The sequence below is a fragment of the Streptomyces sp. HSS9-12 genome, from assembly GCF_054963655.1.
In genome coordinates, this window is sequence record NZ_JBUEGC010000024.1 from 77,570 (window position 1) to 96,434 (window position 18,865).

Consider the following 18,865-nt stretch of genomic DNA (forward strand, 5'->3'; position numbering starts at 1 on the left):
GCGGGCGGCCTCCCACGGTCAAGGGGAAGCGGTCAGCCGCCCAGCTTGTTCAGGTCGACGGTGTCCTTGGCGGCGGGGGCCTTCGCCGGCACCGGCTTGTTGAAATCGCTGAAGGTTATGGTGCCGGGCTCCTTGCCGCCCTTTGTCACGATCTTGAGGATGTACGGCTTGCCGGTCGTGGCGACGTAGATGGTGTACGTCTCCGCGCCGTCCTTCTCGGTGAGGACGATGGCGCCCTGGCCGTCCACGGTCGTCGTCTTGCCCTTCTCCACCGCGGTGTCGCCGCCCTCGATGCCGGACAGGAGCCCGTCCAGGTCGCAGAAGGACGTGAGGTCCTTGGCGTCCGCGCTGTTGGCCTTGTCCGTGGTCCAGCGGTCACCGACGAGCTTGGCGACGGTCGCGCCGTCCTTGCCCTGCGCCTTCCAGAAGGCCTCGTCGTACTTGGTGTACACGGTGTCGCCGGTCTTGATGATCTGGATCGTGCCGCCGTCCATCGACATGGTGCCCGCACACTCGCCCTTGGTGTCCGAGGTCATGCGGTACTTCATCGGGCCGCCGTCGATCGTGCCGTCGAGGTCCGTGGTCAGGGAGTCGGCGGACTTCATGGCCTTCGCCGCCCTGTCGAAGATCTCCGGAGCGGACAGGTCCGCCAGCCCCGCCTTCCCGCCGCCTGCGGAGGGGCCGCATGCCGTGAGGCCGAGGCCCGCCGCCACGCCGAGGGCGGCCAGGGCGACTCGCTGAAAGTGGCGGGAGCGCATGGTCGAGGACATGGGACATCTCCTGTGTCTGCTGAGGAGTTGGGACAGGGCAGGCGGCGGAGGGGACTCCGTGAACCGGCAATGCAATAAGAGCAGAGCGTGTGAACCGAGTCAACAGGATCTGCGTATATTCTGCCGTTCACGATGTGAACCGTCGGCTTGCTTGGGGCGGCGTTATGCTCGGCCCACAGCAGCTCAGCGTACTTACCGGGGGCCAGCCCGATGCAGCAGAACGCAACAGAGGTGACCGCGGCCGGCATCGCCCGGCTCGCCGGGGTAGGCCGTGCCGCCGTGAGTAACTGGCGCCGCCGGTACCCCGACTTCCCCAAGCCGGCCGGCGGCACCGACACCAGCCCGACCTTCGCCCTCGCCGAGGTCGAGCAATGGCTGCGCGACCAGGGAAAGCTCGCCGAAGTACCACTGCGCGAGCGCGTCTGGCAGCAGCTCGTCGGCCACCCCGCCGGCGCCGTGACCGCGCTGCGCCACGCCGGAGCCGTGCTGCTGCTCGTACGCGACAGGCCGACCGCGTGGAGTGAGCTGAGTGCCGCCTCCGACCAGCAGCTCGCCAAGCTGCTCCCGGTCGCCCTCGCCCCCGTCCTGACCGGACGGCTGGGCGAACACCACGCCGTTCCGGCCCTGGACCCCGCCGAACTCGCCCCGTCCACCGCCCTGTTGCGCGGCGTGGCCGAACTCGCCGCCGAACTGGGCTCCCGTCAGACGTACGAATTCCTCCTCGGCCGCCACCTGGACGCCAACCCCCGCCAGTACACCCTCACTCCGCCCGGCACCGCCGAGCTGATGGCCGCCCTCGCCGCCGCCGGCCGGGGCCGCCCCCGCACCGTCCTCGACCCCGCGTCCGGCACCGGCACCCTGCTGCGCGCCATCGGTACCTCCACCCGCTCCACCGCCCTGTACGCCCAGGAAGCCGACCCCGACCTCGCCGCCCTCACCGCCCTGCGCCTGGCGCTGTACTCCGACGCCGACGTACGCGTCCACGCCGGCGACAGCCTCCGCGCCGACGGATTCCCGGACCTCGCCGCGGACGCAGTGGTGTGCCACCCGCCGTTCAACGAGCGCAACTGGGGCCACGACGAACTGGCCTACGACCCCCGCTGGGAGTACGGCTTCCCCGCCCGCACCGAATCCGAGCTCGCCTGGGTGCAGCACGCCCTCGCCCGGCTGCGCGACGGCGGCACCGCCGTTCTGCTCATGCCCCCGGCCGCCGCCTCCCGCCGTTCCGGCCGCCGCATCCGCGCCGACCTGCTGCGCCGCGGCGCCCTGCGCGCCGTCATCGCCCTGCCCGCCGGGGCCGCCCCGCCGTACGGCATCCCCCTGCATCTGTGGGTGCTGCGCCGACCCGGCACCGCGCCGCAGCCCTCGCCCCACCTGCTGCTCGTCGACGCCGCGTCCGCTGCCGCGCCCGAAACCCCCCGCGACCGGCTGCCGTGGGAGACGGTCCACAGAACCGTGCTGGAGGCATGGGAGGCCTTCGACCGGCGCGGAACCGTCGAGGACCGGCCCGGCGTGAGCCGCGCCCTCCCCGTCATCGAACTCCTCGACGACGACGTGGACCTGGCCCCCGCCCGTCACCTTCCCCCGGCCGCCGCGCAGGACGGCGCCGAACTCGCCGACGTCCGCGACCGGTTGACCGCCGCCCTGCGCCGTACGGCCGAACTCACCCCCGAGTTCGCCCAGTCGGGCGAGCCCACCCGCTGGCCCACCACCACCGTCGGCGAACTCGCCCGCGCCGGCGCCCTGCTGCTGCGCGCGGGCGGCCCGAGCACAACACCCGCAGCGGCCGGCACCGCACCCGCGGCCCGCCCCGTCCTCACCGAACACGACGTACTGGCCGGGACCGCGCCCTCCGGCAGCATCCCGGAAGAGGCAGCCGAAGAGCCCGAAGTCACCGCGGCCGGTGATGTCGTCATCCCCGTACTCGGCGGCGGTGCGGTGGCCCGCGTGATCGACGACGCGAGCGCCGGGGCCGCGCTCGGCCGCAACCTCTACCTCCTGCGCCCCGACACCGACGCCCTCGACCCCTGGTTCCTCGCCGGCTTCCTGCGCGGGACCGCCAACCAGCGGCAGGCCAGCAGCTACGCCTCGACCGCCACCCGGCTCGACGTCCGCCGGCTCCAACTGCCCCGCCTCCCCCTCGCCGACCAGCGGCGGTACGGGGAGCGCTTCCGCACCCTCGCCGCCTTCGAGGAGGCGCTGCGCCGCGCCGGGCAGCTCGGCGAGCAGCTCGTCCAAGGCCTGTACGACGGCCTCACCGACGGCTCCCTGCCCCCGGAGGGGCCCAGCGAAAAGTGATCGACTAGGTTCCGGTTCCGCACAACCCGGTTCGCGGCGACGGCGTCGATGGATACGCTCACCGCCAGAGTCGAGAACCCCAACCAGGAGCAGCGATGAACGGCCCCGGCGTCGCACCGCCGTACCACCGCCCGCCGCGCACCTGGTGGATCATCGGCCTGCGCCTGCTGTTCCTGGCCCTGATCGTGCTGAGCCTGGGGGTGCTCGGCTGGACCGCGTTGCTCCGGCTCGCCATCCTGCGGCGCCGCACGCTCGACTGGGTGCTGTTCGCCGCCGTGCTGGTGCTGGGCATCGCCGCGTTCGCGGTCGTCGGCGAAGCCCCGGCGTCCAGCCCGCTGTCCGACGTGGGCCTGTCCACCATGTTCCTGGTGACCGGCGGCAGCGCCGCGTACTTCATGGTCGGTGACATCCGGTACCACGACGAGCTGCGGCGGCGGTCCATACCCGGCACGCCCGGTCCCTACCGTCCGCCGCAGCCGTACGGCCAAGTCCCGTACGCGCAGCAGCAGTACCCGGCCTCCCCGGCGTATGCCGACCCGGCCGCGCCCCCCGCACCGCGGGGGCCCCAGCGCATCGACCAGGTCCGGGCCGAACTGGACGAGCTCAGCGACTACCTCCGCCGGCAGGAGGGCCGGTGAACGGACGCCTCGTCGCCGAGCGCTACCAACTCTCCACGCTGATCGGCCAGGGCGGCATGGGCCAGGTCTGGGCCGCGTACGACCGGCGCCTGGACCGCCGCGTGGCCGTCAAGCTGCTGCGCCCCGACCGTATGGCCGGCACCGACCACGCCGACGATCTGCGCCGCCGCTTCATCCGCGAGTGCCGGGTCACCGCCCAGGTCGACCACCCCGGGCTGGTCACCGTGCACGACGCGGGCAGCGACGGCGACGACCTCTACCTGGTGATGCAGTACGTCGAGGGCGCCGACCTCGCCGACCACCTCGCCGAGCACGACCCCTACCCCTGGCCGTGGGCGGTGTCCGTCGCCGCGCAGCTGTGCGCCGTGCTGTCCGCCGTCCACGCGGTGCCGATCGTCCACCGTGATCTCAAGCCACGGAACGTCATGGTCCGCCCCGACGGCTCCGTGACCGTCCTCGATCTCGGTGTGGCCTCCGTCCTCGACACCGACACCACCCGGCTCACCCACACCGGTTCGCCGATCGGCACCCCCGCCTACATGGCGCCCGAGCAGGCCATGGGGGGCGCCGTCGGCCCGTACACCGACCTGTACGCCCTCGGCGTGCTGCTGCACGAACTCCTCAGCGGCCACGTCCCCTTCCACGGCTCGACCGCGCTCGGCGTGCTCCACCGGCACCTCCACGAGCCGCCCGTCCCGGTCCGCCGGCTCCGCCCCGAAGTGCCCGAGCCGCTCGAGGCGCTGGTGCTGCGGCTGCTGGCCAAGGACCCGCAGCACCGGCCGGCCGACGCGCAGGACGTCTACCAGGCGCTCGCCCCGCTGCTGCCCACCGCGGGAACGGCCGGGTACCGCCTGCCCGCCGGACCTCTCGACCCGACCCGCCCGTTCCTGCGTCCGCACGCTCCCTGGCCGGACCGGGCAGCCGCCATCCCCGACCCGCGGCAACCCGCGCCCGTGCCGGCGCCGGCGTCCATACCGGCACCGCACCTGCCGCCGCCTGCCGCCTCCCGCGTCGCCGAGGCCGTCGACGAGGCCAAGCGGCTCCTCGACGCCGGACGCATCACCCAGGCCGTCGACATCCTCGGCGGCATCCTCCCGGCAGCAGCCGCCGAGCACGGCGAGCACTCCCCGGTGGTGCGCACCCTGCGCAAGCAGTACGCCGCCACGCTCATGGACGACGGCCAGTACCGGCGGGCGCTGCCCGAGCTGCGCCGGCTCGCCGGCGAGTACGCCGCCGAGTCCGGGCCGGCCGCCGCCCGCCAGGCCCTGCAGTTCCGCTACGAGGCAGCCCAGTGCCTCGAACAGCTGGGGGATGCGGCAGCCGCGCTGGCCGAATACCGTGCCCTGCTGCCGCACTTCGAGCAGCACGCCGCCACCGATCCCGACCTCCCGCTGGAGGTGCGCCGCCGCATCGGCCACCTGCTGCTCTCCCTCGGCGACCGCCCCGCGGCCCACGACATCCTCGCCCGCCTCCTGTACGACGCGGAACGCCGGCACGGCCCGCACCACCCCCTCCCGGCAGAGATCCGCCGCACCCTCCACTGGCTGGGCCAGGTACGCGGCTAGAGCGGTCCGGCCTCCGGCTGCGCTGGGTCTGGGGCGGAGCCCCGGTTACGGCTCGGCGCAACCGCATCTGAAGTCCCTGCCGAATCGTTGGTCGAATCAGTAGCTACGACCACGCGGACTCCCTAACATCGATCACCGCAGGTCGTCCCGCTCTGTCAACCGACCACTGACCCTGATCGTGGGGCTCCCGCCCCGCCCCGCACCACACGATCTTCGCCGGGAGGCTCACGTGCCGCAGTCCCTGAAGAGCCGGAGGGCCGCGCTCTCCGCGTCCGCCGCCGCGCTGCTCGCCGCCTCGCCCCTGCTCACCGCCTGCGGCGGTGCCGAGCACCCGGGCGCCGCGGCCGTGGTCGGCGGCGAGCGCATCACCGTGGCGCAGCTTCAGGCGAAAGTACGCAGCGTCCGGGACGCCCAGGAGGCATCGCCCCAGTCCGCCCAGCTGATCCAGAACACCGGCCAGCTCAGCCGCGCCACCCTCAACGGCATGATCTTCGACAGGGTGCTGGCCCGGGCCGCGAAGGACGCCGGGGTGTCCGTCAGCCGCAGCGACGTACAGAAGGCACAGGCCCTCGCCGAGCGCAGCGCCGGCGGCTCGCAGCGGCTTCGGCAGATGTGGCTCCAGCAGTACGCCATCGGCCCCGACCAGGTGCAGGAGACGGTCCGCAACCAGGTCGTCATGGACAAGCTGTCCCAGGCCCTGGGCGCCGACCGCAACACCCCCCAGGGTCAGGAGAAGGTCGTCAATGCGCTCCGCAAGGCCTCCGCCGCGATGCGCATCGACGTCAACCCGCGCTTCGGCGCCTGGGACGACAAGAAGGTGCTGCTCGGCACGGTGCGGGATCCGTGGCTGCGGACCCGGTCGGCCGGGGCGGAGGAGCAGGCCTAGGCAGCCCGGGACCAGCCCCGGGAGCAGCCCCCGAGACCGGCACCCGCGGGCCGCGGCGCGTGGGTTACGTTCGAGGCGTGAACTCACCTGCGTCTTCCCCGGCGGCGGCCCCGGAGGCCGGCCGCGTGGTCCTCCTCACCACCAGTCACCGGGTCGCCCCCGGCCTGTTGTCCTGGCCTGCCTGGCAGACGCTGCGCGCCGCCGACCGGGTCCTGTGCGGCGACCCGGCGCACCCGCAGCTGCCGTATCTGCGCGAGGCGGGTATCGAGGTCGAGGAGGCCTCGCCGAGCGCCCAGGAACTGGTGGACGCGTGCGCGGGCGGCCGCACGGTGGTCGTCATCGCCACGGGCGAGGGCGATGCGCGGCTCACTGACGGCCTGGCCCGGATGGCGGGCTCGGGCCGGGTCCAGATGCCGGACCTGGAGCTGCTCCCCGCTTCGTACGACCTGCCGGGCGCCCGGCTCCTGGACCTGGTGCAGGTCATGGACACCATCCGCGCCGAATGCCCGTGGAGCAGCACGCGCACCCACGAGGACCTGGCCAAGTACGGCATCGAGGAGGCGTACGAACTCGTCGAGGCGATCGAGGCGGGGGACCGCAAGGAGCTGCGGGAGGAGCTGGGCGACGTACTGCTGCAGGTCGTCTTCCACGCCCGGATCGCGGAGGAGCACCCGGACGAGCCCTTCTCCATCGACGACGTCGCGGGCACGATCGTGGACAAGCTCATCCACCGGCACCCGCACGTCTTCGGTGAGGAGACCGCCGAGACCTCCGAGGACGTCAAGGAGCACTGGCTGCGGACCAAGGCGGTGGAGAAGCAGCGGGAGTCCGTGACCGAGGGGATTCCGCTGGGTCAGCCGGCTCTGGCGCTGGCGGCGAAGCTGGCCTCGAGGGTGCGTACGGCGGGGCTGGACGTACCGCTGCCAGGGCCGGCGGAGGGCGACGGGGAGGACTTCGGCGCGCAGCTGCTGGCGCTGGCCGCGCGGGCGGTGGCGGCCGGTACGGACCCGGAGTCCGCGCTGCGTGCGGCGGCCCGTGCGTACCGGGACGCGATCCGGGCGGCAGAACGGTCCGAGTGACCGGCGCCGGCCGGGGTACTCGGTGCGCATGCTGAGGGAACTGAGCATGGAACTGGCCGTCAGCAGGGACTTCCTCGTCGGCATCGGACCGTTTGTCATCGGGATCTTCGTCGTGGCCGTGCTGATCCTGGCAGTGGTCCTGGGCTTGCGTGTCCGCGCCAAGGAACCGCCACCGCCGCAGGAGCCGCAGCCGCGGTATGGCGCGTGGGGGACCGAGCAGGAGTACGAGGGCGGGGAGGTGCCGCCGAACCACGGGCCAGGGCACCAGGACCTGGCTCGCCCGCGCGAGGACCTCAGCGAGCGCGCCGAACACGACGAGGTGCCGCGCAACGGCATCCGGCGGATGCCGTACGAGCTGGGGACGCGTACGCACCCGGCCAAGTCGGACACGCCGCCGAAGTGGAGCGACCGGGGCGGCAGCTCCCACGGCACGGGCTGACCGCCGGAACAGTCCCCGGCGCAAGGCGCCGGGGAGCGGTGGGCGTCACACGCACCGCCTGTTGACCTGGCGTCAGCAGCATCGAGAGACTGCCCCGCATGGCGATCACCGGGCAGCGCAAGCGCCGTACGCTCAAAAACGCGGCCGTTTCCACGGTCGCGCGGCTGACGCGACCGGACGGCCACGGCCGTGGCGCGCTCGCCGCGTTCGGGGCGCTGTCCGCCGTCGACGTACTGGCCGTGGCCCGCAGCCCCCGCGGCCTCCGCCGTGCCGCGAAGCCGCTGCTCATGCCCGCGCTCGCCGGCCACGTACTGCGCCGCCGTCCGGACGCCTCCGCGCCCGTCCCGAAGACGCTGGTCGCCGGGCTCGCCTTCGCCGCCGCGGGCGATACGGCGCTGCTCTTCGACGAGTACGAACCCGCCTTCCTCCTCGGCATGGCCGCGTTCCTGGGCACCCAGGTCAGCTACACCGCCGGCTACACGCGGCTCGGCGCCCTCCGCCGTATCGCGCACAAGCCGTGGCCGGCGCTCGGCTGCCTGGCGGGCTGGGCGGCCGTCAACGCCCTGCTGGCCCCGGCCCTCGACAGGCAACTGCGGCTGCCCGTCGCCGGGTACAGCCTCGCCCTCGCCGTGATGGGCGCCACCGCCCTCGGCGTGGGCGGCAAGGTCGGCGCGGGCGCCGCGTCCTTCCTGGCATCGGACCTGCTGATCGGACTCCAGGCGGCCGGCCACGAACTGCCCTCCCGGGAGGCACAGGAGGTCCTGATCATGGCGGGCTACCTGCTCGGCCAGTACCTCATTACCTCCGGCTGGCTGGAGCGCTGGGAGGACGGCCCCACCGCTGCGCCGTGATCGCCGAGCGCACGGCTGACGATCACGATCTTGCTCCTCGGCCGAGCCGCGCACCTCCGGCTGGCTGGAGCGCTGGGAGGACGTTGCTCCTCGGCCGAGCCGCGCGCCGGATACGGTCGAAGGGTGCACGAGCAGAGACTGTCGACCACCCCGCCCGAGCTGTTCAGCTGGGAGTTCGCCGCCGACCCGTACCCCGCGTACGCCTGGCTGCGCGAGCACAGCCCCGTGCACTGGACCGAGCTGCCGAGCGGGGTGCACGCCTGGCTGGTGACCCGTAACGCCGACGCCCGTCAGGCCCTGGCCGAGCCACGGCTGTCGAAGAACCCTGTCCATCACAGTGAGGCCGCCCACGCCAAGGGCAAGATAGGCATTCCGGGCGAGCGCAGCGCCGAGCTGATGACACATTTGCTCAACATCGATCCGCCTGATCACACCCGCCTGCGCCGCCTGGTGTCGAAGGCGTTCACCCCGCGCCGAGTGGCCGAGTTCGCCCCCCGCGTGCAGGAGTTGACCGACCGGCTCACCGACGGGTTCTGCGAGCGGGGGAGCGCGGACCTGATTCACGAGTTCGCGTTCCCGCTGCCGATCTACGCCATCTGCGACATGCTCGGCGTCCCCGCCGAGGACCAGGACGACTTCCGGGACTGGGCCGGGATCATGATCCGGCACGGCGGCGGGCCGCGCGGGGGAGTGGCCCGATCGGTGAAGAAGATGCGCAGCTATCTCGCCGAGCTGATCCACCGCAAGCGCGCCGACCTCGGCGACGACCTCATCTCGGGCCTGATCCGCGCCAGCGACCAAGGGGAGCACCTCACCGAGGGTGAGGCGGCCGCGATGGCGTTCATCCTGCTCTTCGCCGGCTTCGAGACGACTGTCAACCTCATCGGCAACGGCACGTACGCGCTGCTGCGCAACCCCGAGCAGCGCGGGCGGCTGCACAGCGCCCTCGCCGCGGACGACACCGGTTTCCTGGCGACCGCCGTGGAGGAGCTGCTGCGCTATGACGGGCCGGTCGAGCTGGCGACCTGGCGGTTCGCGACCGAGCCGCTGACGATCGGCGGGCAGAGCATCGCCGCGGGCGACCCCGTACTGGTCGTGCTCGCGGCCGCCGACCGCGACCCGGCGCGCTTCGCGGACCCGGACACCCTCGACCTCGGCCGCCGCGACAACCAGCACCTCGGCTACGGCCATGGCATCCACTACTGCCTGGGTGCCCCGCTGGCGAGGCTGGAGGCGCAGACGGCCCTGGCCACCTTGTTCCGCCGACTGCCCGATCTGCAACTTGCCGTGGATCCGGCGGATTTGCGATGGCGCGGCGGGCTCATTATGCGCGGATTGCGGGCACTTCCTGTGGAATTCTCTCCGCAGAAAAATGGACGAGTATCAACGACGTGACCTCCACGTGATCTTCACTACATCGTGTTGTGATGTGTCCGTGGGCGCCGCTAACTTCGGGCTTCGATTCACTGGCAACATCCGTAACGCGAAAGGCAACCGTATGCGCTCCGGGAACGGTCGACACCGCCGCCCCCGTCAGGCCCCGGCCATCGTCGTCACCGCCGGGGTGACCGGCGCGGGGATCGCGCTGCCGCTGTTCGGCGCAGCGGGCGCGCACGCCGCGGATGCCGAGACCTGGGACCGGGTCGCCCAGTGCGAGAGCGGCGGCATGTGGAGCGCCAACACCGGCAACGGCTACTACGGCGGGCTGCAGTTCGCCCTGCAGACCTGGAACGACTTCGGTGGCCGGGATTACGCCCCGCGTCCCGACCTCGCCAGCCGCTCCGAGCAGATCGTCATAGCCGAGAAGGTGCTCGACGCGGAAGGCGCCAACAAGGCCTGGCCCAGCTGCGCGCTGAAGACCGGACTTGCTCTGGACGACGTCATCCCGGATGTGGACGCAGGCGGTACGCAGTCGTCCGAGCCTGAGCCGGAGCCGGGTTCGACCAGGACTGCCAAGCCCGACAAGTCCGACTCGCACGACGCCGCGCCGTCCGACGAGGCGGACAGCGGAAGCCGGGCGGCGGACCGTACGGAGGAGCCGGGCGGGAACCTCGCGAGCGACTCCCCGGCGCACGCCGAGCCCGGTACCGGCAGGCACCGTGGTGAACCGGCGCCGGAGGACCACAACGGCGAGGCCCGCGACGGTGGCCGGCACGCTTCGCGGGACGGGGGCTCGGGCCGTACGGAGCCCGCGGAAGGCCGATACGTGGTCCGCCCGGGTGACAATCTCTCAGAAATCGCCCAAGAGCAGGCATTCACTGGCGGTTGGCCCGCCCTCTACGCGTCCAACAAGGATCTCATCGGCTCCGATCCCGATCTGATCCTGCCTGGTCAGCGGCTGGTTCTCGACGGCTCTCAGCAGTAGTTCGGGCCAATTCCCCCTGAACTGCCCCGAATGCGAATCGGGATGACATCACCCTAACGGGCGCGGTTGCGCTGTCTGATACCCCCTCATCGGCTCTCACCTGCGGAGATATCTGTTTCTGAGGGGGTGACAGCGGCAGTTGTGGAGAAATGTCAGGCTTTGAACCCTTGATCCGGTGTGCTTAACGTCTGATTGTTCCGCAACAGCGGGCACCGCCGATCGCCACGCCGAATCCTGCCGGGCGTTCGGTGGTCAGTCGAGGCGTAAGCGCCGCAGGCAGGAGCGGGGGACCCAGGTAAGCGCCGTACGCGCCCGCCGACAGCGGCAGGCCGGCCGGCTAGGGGTGAAGCCCAGTGCGGGAGCACTCGGCCGGGCACTCACAGCCCGAACCCGACAGCTCACCTCGCAGGCGTCGGTGAGGAGACCCCGTCATGGTGAATTCCGGCTCCGAGGGCATCAAGCACAAACGCACACACTATTCCCCATTCCTGTCCCGAGACGACGACCCGCGGCCCTTTCCGGCCCCCCGCATCGCCGCCCGCGCTCTCGTCGCCCTCGTCGGTGCTGCCTGCACCGCACTGCTGACCGGCGTCGAGTCCGCCTCCGCCGCCTCCGCCTCCATGTGGGAGCGGGTCGCCGCGTGCGAGTCCGGAGGCAACTGGTCCGCCAACACCGGCAACGGCTACTACGGCGGTCTGCAGTTCTCCCGGTCCAGCTGGGCCGCAGCCGGCGGCACCAGATACGCACCGCGCGCCGACCTCGCCACCAAGGCGCAGCAGATCGCCATCGCCGAAAAGCTGCTCGCGATGCAGGGCCCGCGTGCCTGGGGCTGTGCCACCCGCGCCGGCCTGACCGCCGGCGGCCCGCGCGCGAAGGTCCGCGCCGGGCGCTCCAGTGCCGACCGGGCCGCCCACGCCCGGCCCGCCCGCGTCGACCACCCCCGGCATTCGGTGCGCAAGGCCGGCCGGACGGGCGGCGCGTACACGGTCAAGCGTGGCGACACCCTCTCCGCGATCGCCTCAGCCCACGGCGTCCGGGGCGGCTGGCGCCGGCTCTACGCCCTCAACGACGACGCCCTGGTCAACGCCAATCTGATCCATCCCGGCCAGCGACTCCACCTGGGCTGACAGCGACCCTCCTCGGGACCGCCCTGTCCTGGCCAGCTGTTTCTGCCGTAATAAGGTCCTTTGGGCGCCTTTTCGTCTCGCCGGACGGTCGGTCGGCAGGCGCCGGGCCACAGGGCGGTTAGGCTCATGCCGCAGAGCCACAGAGACACTGCGTTTCAGAGTCAATCCCAGAAGGAGATGCTCGTGCCGTCCATCGACGTCGTCGTAGCCCGGGAGATCCTCGACTCGCGAGGAAACCCAACGGTCGAGGTCGAGGTCGGCCTCGACGACGGCAGCACCGGCCGTGCTGCCGTGCCCTCCGGTGCCTCCACCGGTGCGTTCGAGGCCCTCGAGCTCCGCGACGGTGACAAGAACCGCTACAACGGCAAGGGTGTCGAGAAGGCCGTCCTCGCCGTCATCGAGCAGATCGGCCCCGAGCTCGTCGGTTACGACGCCACCGAACAGCGGCTGATCGACCAGGCGATGTTCGACCTGGACGCCACCCCCGACAAGTCCTCGCTCGGCGCCAACGCCATCCTCGGCGTCTCCCTCGCCGTCGCGCACGCCGCCGCCGAGGCCTCCGACCTGCCGCTCTTCCGCTACCTCGGTGGCCCGAACGCGCACCTCCTGCCCGTCCCGATGATGAACATCCTCAACGGCGGAGCCCACGCGGACTCCAACGTCGACATCCAGGAGTTCATGATCGCCCCGATCGGCGCGGAGTCCTTCTCCGAGGCCCTGCGCTGGGGCGCGGAGACCTACCACGCGCTCAAGGGCGTGCTGAAGGAGCGCGGCCTGTCCACCGGCCTGGGCGACGAGGGCGGCTTCGCCCCGAACCTGGAGTCCAACCGCGCCGCGCTCGACCTGATCGTCGAGGCCATCCAGAAGGCCGGCTACACCCCCGGCCAGGACATCGCGCTCGCGCTCGACGTCGCCGCCACCGAGTTCTACAAGGACGGCGCGTACGAGTTCGAGGGCACGTCCCGCTCCGCCGCCGAGATGACCGCGTACTACGCCGAGCTCGTCGACGCGTACCCGCTGGTCTCCATCGAGGATCCGCTGAACGAGGAGGACTGGGAGGGCTGGAAGACCATCACCGACCAGCTCGGGGACAAGGTCCAGCTCGTGGGCGACGACCTGTTCGTCACCAACCCGGAGCGCCTGCAGCGCGGCATCGACATGGGCGCCGCCAACGCCCTGCTGGTCAAGGTCAACCAGATCGGCTCGCTGACCGAGACCCTCGACGCCGTCGAGCTCGCCCAGCGCAACGGCTTCAAGTCCATGATGTCCCACCGCTCCGGTGAGACCGAGGACGTCACCATCGCCGACCTGGCCGTCGCCACCAACTGCGGCCAGATCAAGACCGGCGCCCCGGCCCGCTCGGACCGTGTCGCCAAGTACAACCAACTGCTGCGCATCGAAGAGATCCTGGACGACGCGGCGGAGTACGCGGGCCGCTCCGCGTTCCCGCGGTTCCGCCCCGCGAACCGGTAAGCAATCAGCCAGGCACGCCTGACGTACGTCCCCGCGCCCGGTCCCGTACCGTGGCCGGGGACGTACGTACGTTGTGACGCAGGGACCAGGCCGACCAGGGGAGGCGACGTGGCCGCGGACCGGGAGCGGTTCTCCACGGCGACCAGGCTGAAGGCGCTCGGTGAGCAGGCGGCCGCTCGCGTCTACCGCGCCCAGTCCCGGGCGCCCCGCCCACGCAGCCGCCTCACCGGCCGCGCCGCGGTGCTCGCCCTCGTCGTGTGCTCGCTCGTCGTCGCCCTCGCCTACCCCATGCGACAGTGGGTGTCGCAGCGCTCGGAGATCGCCGAGCAGCGGCGGCAGGCCGAGCAGGCCCGGGAGGCCGTCGAGAAGCTGCGGGACGCCAAGGCGCGCTGGCAGGACCCGGCCTACGTCGAGCAGCAGGCCCGTGAGCACCTGCACTACGTCCGCCCCGGCGAGACCGGCTACACCGTCCGCGACGGCTCCGCCGGCGCCGACCGGCACCACGACGACCAGCGTGCGGCCGACCGTCCCTGGTACAGCAACCTCTGGGACGACGTCGACAGCGTCGACGGACGCCGCTGAACCCGATCCGAACCGACCGAAGAGATATCTGTCCAGGCATGGAAACGCCCCCGCCCAAGACCGACCCCACCCCGCCCACGGACGCCGATGCCGCCGCCATCGCCGCGCAGCTGGGCCGGGTCCCGCGCGGATTGCGCGCCATCGCGCACCGCTGCCCGTGCGGGCTGCCCGATGTGGTGGAGACCGCGCCGCGCCTCGAGGACGGCACGCCCTTCCCGACGCTGTACTACCTGACCTGCCCGCGCGCCGCGTCCGCGATCGGCACGCTGGAGGCCGAGAGCGTGATGAAGGAGATGACGGCCCGGCTCGCCGAGGATCCGGAGCTGGCCGCCGCGTACCGGGCCGCGCACGAGGACTACATCCGGCGGCGTGACGCGATCGAGGTGCTGGAGGGCTTCCCGAGCGCGGGCGGCATGCCGGACCGGGTGAAGTGCCTGCACGTCCTGGTCGCCCACTCGCTGGCCGCGGGCCCCGGTGTGAACCCGCTGGGCGACGAGGCCATCGCGATGCTGCCGGAGTGGTGGCGCAAGGGGCCATGTGTGGAGTGCCCGTCGAAGGGGGCCGCGGAGTCTGCGCAGTCCGCGGAGTCGCAGGAGGAGGAGAAGTGACCAGGGTCGCCGCCATCGACTGCGGTACGAACTCCATCCGCCTGCTCGTCGCCGACGCCGATCCCCGGACCGGGGACCTGAAGGAGCTGGACCGGCGGATGCAGATCGTCCGCCTCGGCCAGGGCGTGGACCGTACGGGCCGGCTCGCGCCCGAGGCGCTGGAGCGGACCTTCGCGGCCTGCCATGAGTACGCCGAGGTGATCCGCGAGCTCGGGGCCCACAGGACCCGCTTCGTGGCGACCTCCGCCTCCCGCGATGCCGAGAACCGCGAGGAGTTCGTGCGGGGCGTCGTCGGCATCCTCGGCGTCGAGCCCGAGGTGATCAGCGGTGACCAGGAGGCGGAGTTCTCCTTCATCGGGGCGACCAAGGAGCTCGCGGCGATGGAGCAGGGCGCGAAGCCCTTCGACGGAAGGTCGGCGGGCGGTCAGGGGCCGGTCCGTCTGGAGCAGCCGTATCTGGTGGTGGACATCGGCGGCGGCTCCACGGAGTTCGTGGTCGGCGAGGAGCATGTCCGGGCCGCGCGCTCGGTCGACATCGGCTGTGTCCGGATGACCGAGCGTCACCTGGTACACGAGGGTGTGATCAGCGACCCGCCCACGCCCGCCCAGATCGCCGCCATAAAGGCGGACATCGCCGCCGCGCTGGATCTGGTGGAGGAGACGGTTCCCCTGCACGAGGCGCGCACCTTGGTCGGGCTGGCCGGATCTGTCACCACCGTCGCCGGTATCGCGCTCGGGCTGGACGCCTACGACTCGGCCGCCATCCACCACGCGCGGATCTCCATCCAACAGGTCCGGGAGATCACCGAGCGGCTGCTGAGCTCCACCCACGCCGAGCGGGCCGCGATCCCGGTCATGCACCCGGGCCGGGTGGATGTGATCGGCGCCGGGGCGCTCGTCCTGTTGATGATCATGGAGCGGATCGGGGCGGCGGAGGTCGTCGTCAGCGAGCACGACATTCTCGACGGCATCGCGTGGAGCATCGCCGAGTGACCATGCGTCAGTGATGCCCGACGGCTTGGCCTGACACCGAGAGGCAGAGGCAGGCCCCGGCGCCCTGATCACCGTCTGAAAGGCAGCCGAGGGCCTGTCAGAGGCTGTGTAGCATGCACATGCCACGTGCATTCGAGAATCGCAGCTTCGGGGGACAGCATGAGCAACTCGTTCGGCCCGCCACCCGGCCCGCCGGGTCCGCCGCCTGGCCCGCCCGGCCCACCTGGTCCGCCGCCTGGCCCGCCCGGCCCACCTGGACCGCCGCTTGGCCCGCCCGGCCCGCCGTCGGGTCCGCAGATGCCGTACGGACCGCCCTTCCCGCCCAGCGGCCCGCAGCCCCGCAGCGGCAACCCCGCGGCTGTGGTCGCCATCGTGATCGTCGGCAGCCTGGTGCTGCTGCTCCTGGCCGCGGTTCTCGCCGTGACCTCCGTCGCCGGAGCGTTCAACTCACAGGCCGACGAGGCGGCGGGTTCGCCGTCCGTGTCGGCCACCGACGACAGCGGCACGGACGACTCGTACGGCGGCGCACCGGCTCCGGAGACAACCTCGGCGACCCCCGACCCCACCACCGAGGCCTTCCAGGCGGTCTCCGCCGGCGACTGCCTCCCCGTCTACGACACCGGCTCCGGCGTCGACAGGGTCGAGTGGAGCACCGAGGTCCCGCCAGAGCCCGTCTCCTGCAAGAGCGAGAAGGCGCTGGTGCACGTCACCCAGGTCGCCTCGTCCACGTTCAGCTGCCCGGACGGCACCGGGAAGTCCTACTGGTCCTACTCCTCCACCGACGGGAAGAGCACGGTCCTCTGCCTCACGCGCATCTACCACAAGAACTACTGCCTGCTCGGCAAGCAGTCCGGCAGCGGCAGCAACACCAGGATCAGCCTGGGGCCCATGACGGCCGTGGACTGCACGGACAAGAAGGTCCCCGCCGCCTACAACCAGATCATGCACATCACCGGCGTCTACCGGGCCCCGGCCAACCCCTCGGCCCGCAACTGCGCCCGCGTCCAAGGCGATCAGACGATGTACTGGGCCTGGACGGTGGACGACGGCAGGACGCTGTTGTGCACCACGATTTTCCGCGGCTGACGGGCGTCGCCCGGCACGCGCCGAGCCCGCCGTAAGGCCGCCTGGAGGGCGTCCTGAGACGTGCCGCACAAAAACCTTCGTGAAACTCTTCACATGAAAAAGTGCCCTGTGAGGCCTCTGTGGGGGCGTAAGGGCGGGGTAAACGGCGCTACAGCCTTCGATCTTGAAGTCAACAGGCTGTTGCGGCCATGTTGCGGCCTCTGGTGGGTGTCACTTGCTCCACAGCGGGGCACGGCTTACAGGGCCAGTTCAGCGGGGGTGCGGCCCTCGCGTGATACACCGTGGTGACCCGATCGCGCTATGGCCTTGGTCACGGGAGCCGCGGAGTGTAGCAGAGGCTCCTGACATGCTTGTGAAGGGGCTCACGAGCCCCCTCCACAGGGGTGCTGGATACTCGAAACATGAGCACCACGGAGCGTCCCAGGATCCTCGTAGTAGGCGGTGGGTACGTCGGCCTGTACGCGGCGCGCCGCATCCTGAAGAAGATGCGGTACGGCGAGGCGACCGTCACGGTCGTCGACCCGCGTTCGTACATGACCTACCAGCCCTTCCTGCCTGAAGCCGCCGCAGGCAGCATCTCCCCTCGCCACGTCGTTGTCCCCCTGCGACGCGTGCTCCCCACGGCGGAGGTCCTCACCGGCCGCGTCACCTCCATCGACCAGGACCGCAAGGTCGCCACGGTCGCGCCGCTCGTCGGCTCGTCGTACGAGCTGCCGTTCGACTACCTGGTCGTGGCCCTCGGTGCGGTGTCCCGTACCTTCCCGATCCCCGGCCTGGCCGAGAACGGCATCGGCATGAAGGGCGTGGAGGAGGCCATCGGCCTGCGCAACCACGTCCTCGAGCAGCTCGACAAGGCCGACTCGACCACCGATGAGAACGTCCGCCGCAAGGCGCTGACGTTCGTCTTCGTCGGCGGCGGCTTCGCCGGCGCGGAGACCATCGGCGAGGTCGAGGACATGGCCCGCGACGCGGCGAAGTACTACACGAACGTGAAGCGCGAGGACATGCGCTTCATCCTCGTCGACGCCGCGGACAGGATCCTTCCGGAGGTGGGCCCCGAACTCGGCAAGTGGGGCCTGGAGCACCTCCAGAAGCGCGGTGTCGAGGTCTACCTGAACACTTCCATGGAGTCCTGCGTCGACGGCCACGTGGTGCTGAAGAACGGTCTCGAGGTCGACTCCAACACCATCGTGTGGACCGCGGGCGTCAAGCCCAACCCGGCGCTCGCCCGCTTCGGCCTGCCGCTGGGCCCGCGCGGTCACGTGGACACGGACGCCACCCTGCAGGTCAAGGGGACGGACTACATCTGGGCCGCGGGTGACAACGCCCAGGTCCCGGACCTCGCCGCCGGCGAGGGCAAGTGGTGCCCGCCGAACGCCCAGCACGCGCTGCGCCAGGCGAAGGTGCTCGGTGACAACGTGCTCTCCGCCCTGCGGGGCTTCCCGCAGCAGCAGTACAAGCACGCCAACAAGGGTGCGGTCGCGGGGCTCGGCCTGCACAAGGGCGTGGCGATGATCGTCATGGGCAAGATGAAGATCAAGCTCAAGGGACGGCTCGCCTGGTACATGCACCGTAGCTACCACGGTCTGGCCGTGCCGACGTGGAACCGCAAGATCCGGGTCTTCGCCGACTGGACGCTGGCGCTGTTCCTCAAGCGCGAGGTCGTCTCGCTGGGTGCGATGGAGCACCCGCGCGAGGAGTTCTACGAGGCCGCGGCTCCGGTGGCGGCCGCCACGGCGAAGAAGGCCGAGAGCGGTAGGTCGGAGAAGGCCAAGGCGTCCTGACCTCCGGTCGCTTGTCCCCCCGAAGGGGCGTCCGCCATCCGTGGTGCGGACGCCCCTTCGGCGTTCCCCGGCGGGCCGCGCCGGAGGCCCTTACGGCCCCCACCGCGTGCTGGCCGCGCCCCCTCAGACCTGGCGCCTGTGGGCGCTCCAGTCGGGTGTCTGGCCGGCCACCGCGCCGTGTCTCCAGCGCCACTGCTAGGCGGTGGGGCTCCCCCGCCCACGCGCCCCAAGGAATTGGGGCGGGTGGGCCGGGAGAACCCGCGCCGGAGGTGCGGTGCGGGTCGGCGCTCGCGCCGACAAACCCCGGCCGCGGGGCGGCCTT

Annotated in this window: 17 protein-coding genes and 1 riboswitch; of the genes, 16 read left to right on the forward strand and 1 reads right to left on the reverse strand. The window is 71.6% G+C overall.

Annotation, left to right across the window (positions count from 1 at the left end):
- Positions 1–32: 32 nt before the first annotated feature.
- On the reverse strand, positions 33–770 hold the full coding sequence (locus ACY34J_RS15300) for a hypothetical protein (protein ID WP_462726974.1): 738 nt from the start codon (positions 768–770) through the stop codon (positions 33–35).
- Between the two features lie 210 nt (positions 771–980).
- Between ACY34J_RS15300 and ACY34J_RS15305 the strand changes: the two genes are divergently transcribed.
- The 16 genes from ACY34J_RS15305 (at position 981) to ACY34J_RS15380 (ending at position 18,543) form a co-directional block, all read left to right on the forward strand.
- Complete coding sequence (locus ACY34J_RS15305; protein WP_462726973.1) at positions 981–3,068, forward strand: N-6 DNA methylase; 2,088 nt, start codon at positions 981–983, stop codon at positions 3,066–3,068.
- Positions 3,069–3,163: 95 nt separating this feature from the next.
- On the forward strand, positions 3,164–3,706 hold the full coding sequence (locus tag ACY34J_RS15310; protein WP_462726972.1) for a hypothetical protein: 543 nt from the start codon (positions 3,164–3,166) through the stop codon (positions 3,704–3,706).
- Positions 3,703–5,271: a protein kinase domain-containing protein gene (locus ACY34J_RS15315; protein WP_462726971.1), complete on the forward strand. Its 1,569-nt coding sequence runs from the start codon at positions 3,703–3,705 to the stop codon at positions 5,269–5,271. The genes ACY34J_RS15310 and ACY34J_RS15315 overlap by 4 nt, the downstream gene beginning before the upstream one ends.
- 229 nt (positions 5,272–5,500) lie before the next feature.
- Complete coding sequence (locus tag ACY34J_RS15320; RefSeq protein ID WP_462726970.1) at positions 5,501–6,157, forward strand: SurA N-terminal domain-containing protein; 657 nt, start codon at positions 5,501–5,503, stop codon at positions 6,155–6,157.
- Between the two features lie 77 nt (positions 6,158–6,234).
- Positions 6,235–7,236, forward strand: a complete 1,002-nt coding sequence (locus ACY34J_RS15325; protein ID WP_462726969.1) for a nucleoside triphosphate pyrophosphohydrolase — start codon at positions 6,235–6,237, stop codon at positions 7,234–7,236.
- Positions 7,237–7,264: 28 nt separating this feature from the next.
- The gene (locus ACY34J_RS15330) at positions 7,265–7,675 is read left to right on the forward strand and encodes a DUF6479 family protein (protein ID WP_462726968.1); all 411 of its coding nucleotides are present in this window, start codon (positions 7,265–7,267) and stop codon (positions 7,673–7,675) included.
- 98 nt (positions 7,676–7,773) lie between these two features.
- Positions 7,774–8,526: a lysoplasmalogenase gene (locus tag ACY34J_RS15335; protein WP_462726967.1), complete on the forward strand. Its 753-nt coding sequence runs from the start codon at positions 7,774–7,776 to the stop codon at positions 8,524–8,526.
- Positions 8,527–8,649: 123 nt separating this feature from the next.
- Positions 8,650–9,921, forward strand: coding sequence for a cytochrome P450 family protein (locus ACY34J_RS15340; RefSeq protein ID WP_462726966.1), 1,272 nt, complete (start codon positions 8,650–8,652; stop codon positions 9,919–9,921).
- Between the two features lie 103 nt (positions 9,922–10,024).
- Positions 10,025–10,891 (forward strand): transglycosylase family protein, encoded by an 867-nt coding sequence (locus tag ACY34J_RS15345; protein ID WP_462726965.1) that lies wholly within the window; start codon positions 10,025–10,027, stop codon positions 10,889–10,891.
- A 258-nt stretch (positions 10,892–11,149) separates the two neighbouring features.
- Positions 11,150–11,318: riboswitch (cyclic di-AMP (ydaO/yuaA leader) on the forward strand.
- A 4-nt stretch (positions 11,319–11,322) separates the two neighbouring features.
- Positions 11,323–12,018: a transglycosylase family protein gene (locus ACY34J_RS15350; RefSeq protein WP_462726964.1), complete on the forward strand. Its 696-nt coding sequence runs from the start codon at positions 11,323–11,325 to the stop codon at positions 12,016–12,018.
- A 183-nt stretch (positions 12,019–12,201) separates the two neighbouring features.
- Positions 12,202–13,491 (forward strand): phosphopyruvate hydratase, encoded by a 1,290-nt coding sequence (gene eno, locus ACY34J_RS15355; protein WP_462726963.1) that lies wholly within the window; start codon positions 12,202–12,204, stop codon positions 13,489–13,491.
- A 108-nt stretch (positions 13,492–13,599) separates the two neighbouring features.
- Positions 13,600–14,073, forward strand: coding sequence for an FtsB family cell division protein (locus tag ACY34J_RS15360; RefSeq protein ID WP_462726962.1), 474 nt, complete (start codon positions 13,600–13,602; stop codon positions 14,071–14,073).
- Positions 14,074–14,111: 38 nt separating this feature from the next.
- Positions 14,112–14,681: a DUF501 domain-containing protein gene (locus ACY34J_RS15365; RefSeq protein ID WP_462726961.1), complete on the forward strand. Its 570-nt coding sequence runs from the start codon at positions 14,112–14,114 to the stop codon at positions 14,679–14,681.
- A complete protein-coding gene (locus tag ACY34J_RS15370; RefSeq protein ID WP_462726960.1) occupies positions 14,678–15,673 on the forward strand; it encodes a Ppx/GppA phosphatase family protein in 996 nt (331 codons plus the stop codon). Before ACY34J_RS15365 ends, ACY34J_RS15370 begins: the two co-directional genes overlap by 4 nt.
- Positions 15,674–15,970: 297 nt before the next feature.
- The gene (locus ACY34J_RS15375; RefSeq protein WP_462726959.1) at positions 15,971–16,759 is read left to right on the forward strand and encodes an LppU/SCO3897 family protein; all 789 of its coding nucleotides are present in this window, start codon (positions 15,971–15,973) and stop codon (positions 16,757–16,759) included.
- 401 nt (positions 16,760–17,160) lie between these two features.
- Positions 17,161–18,543 carry an NAD(P)/FAD-dependent oxidoreductase gene (locus ACY34J_RS15380; RefSeq protein ID WP_462726958.1) on the forward strand — a complete coding sequence of 461 codons (1,383 nt, stop codon included), beginning with the start codon at positions 17,161–17,163 and terminating at the stop codon, positions 18,541–18,543.
- Positions 18,544–18,865 lie beyond the last annotated feature (322 nt).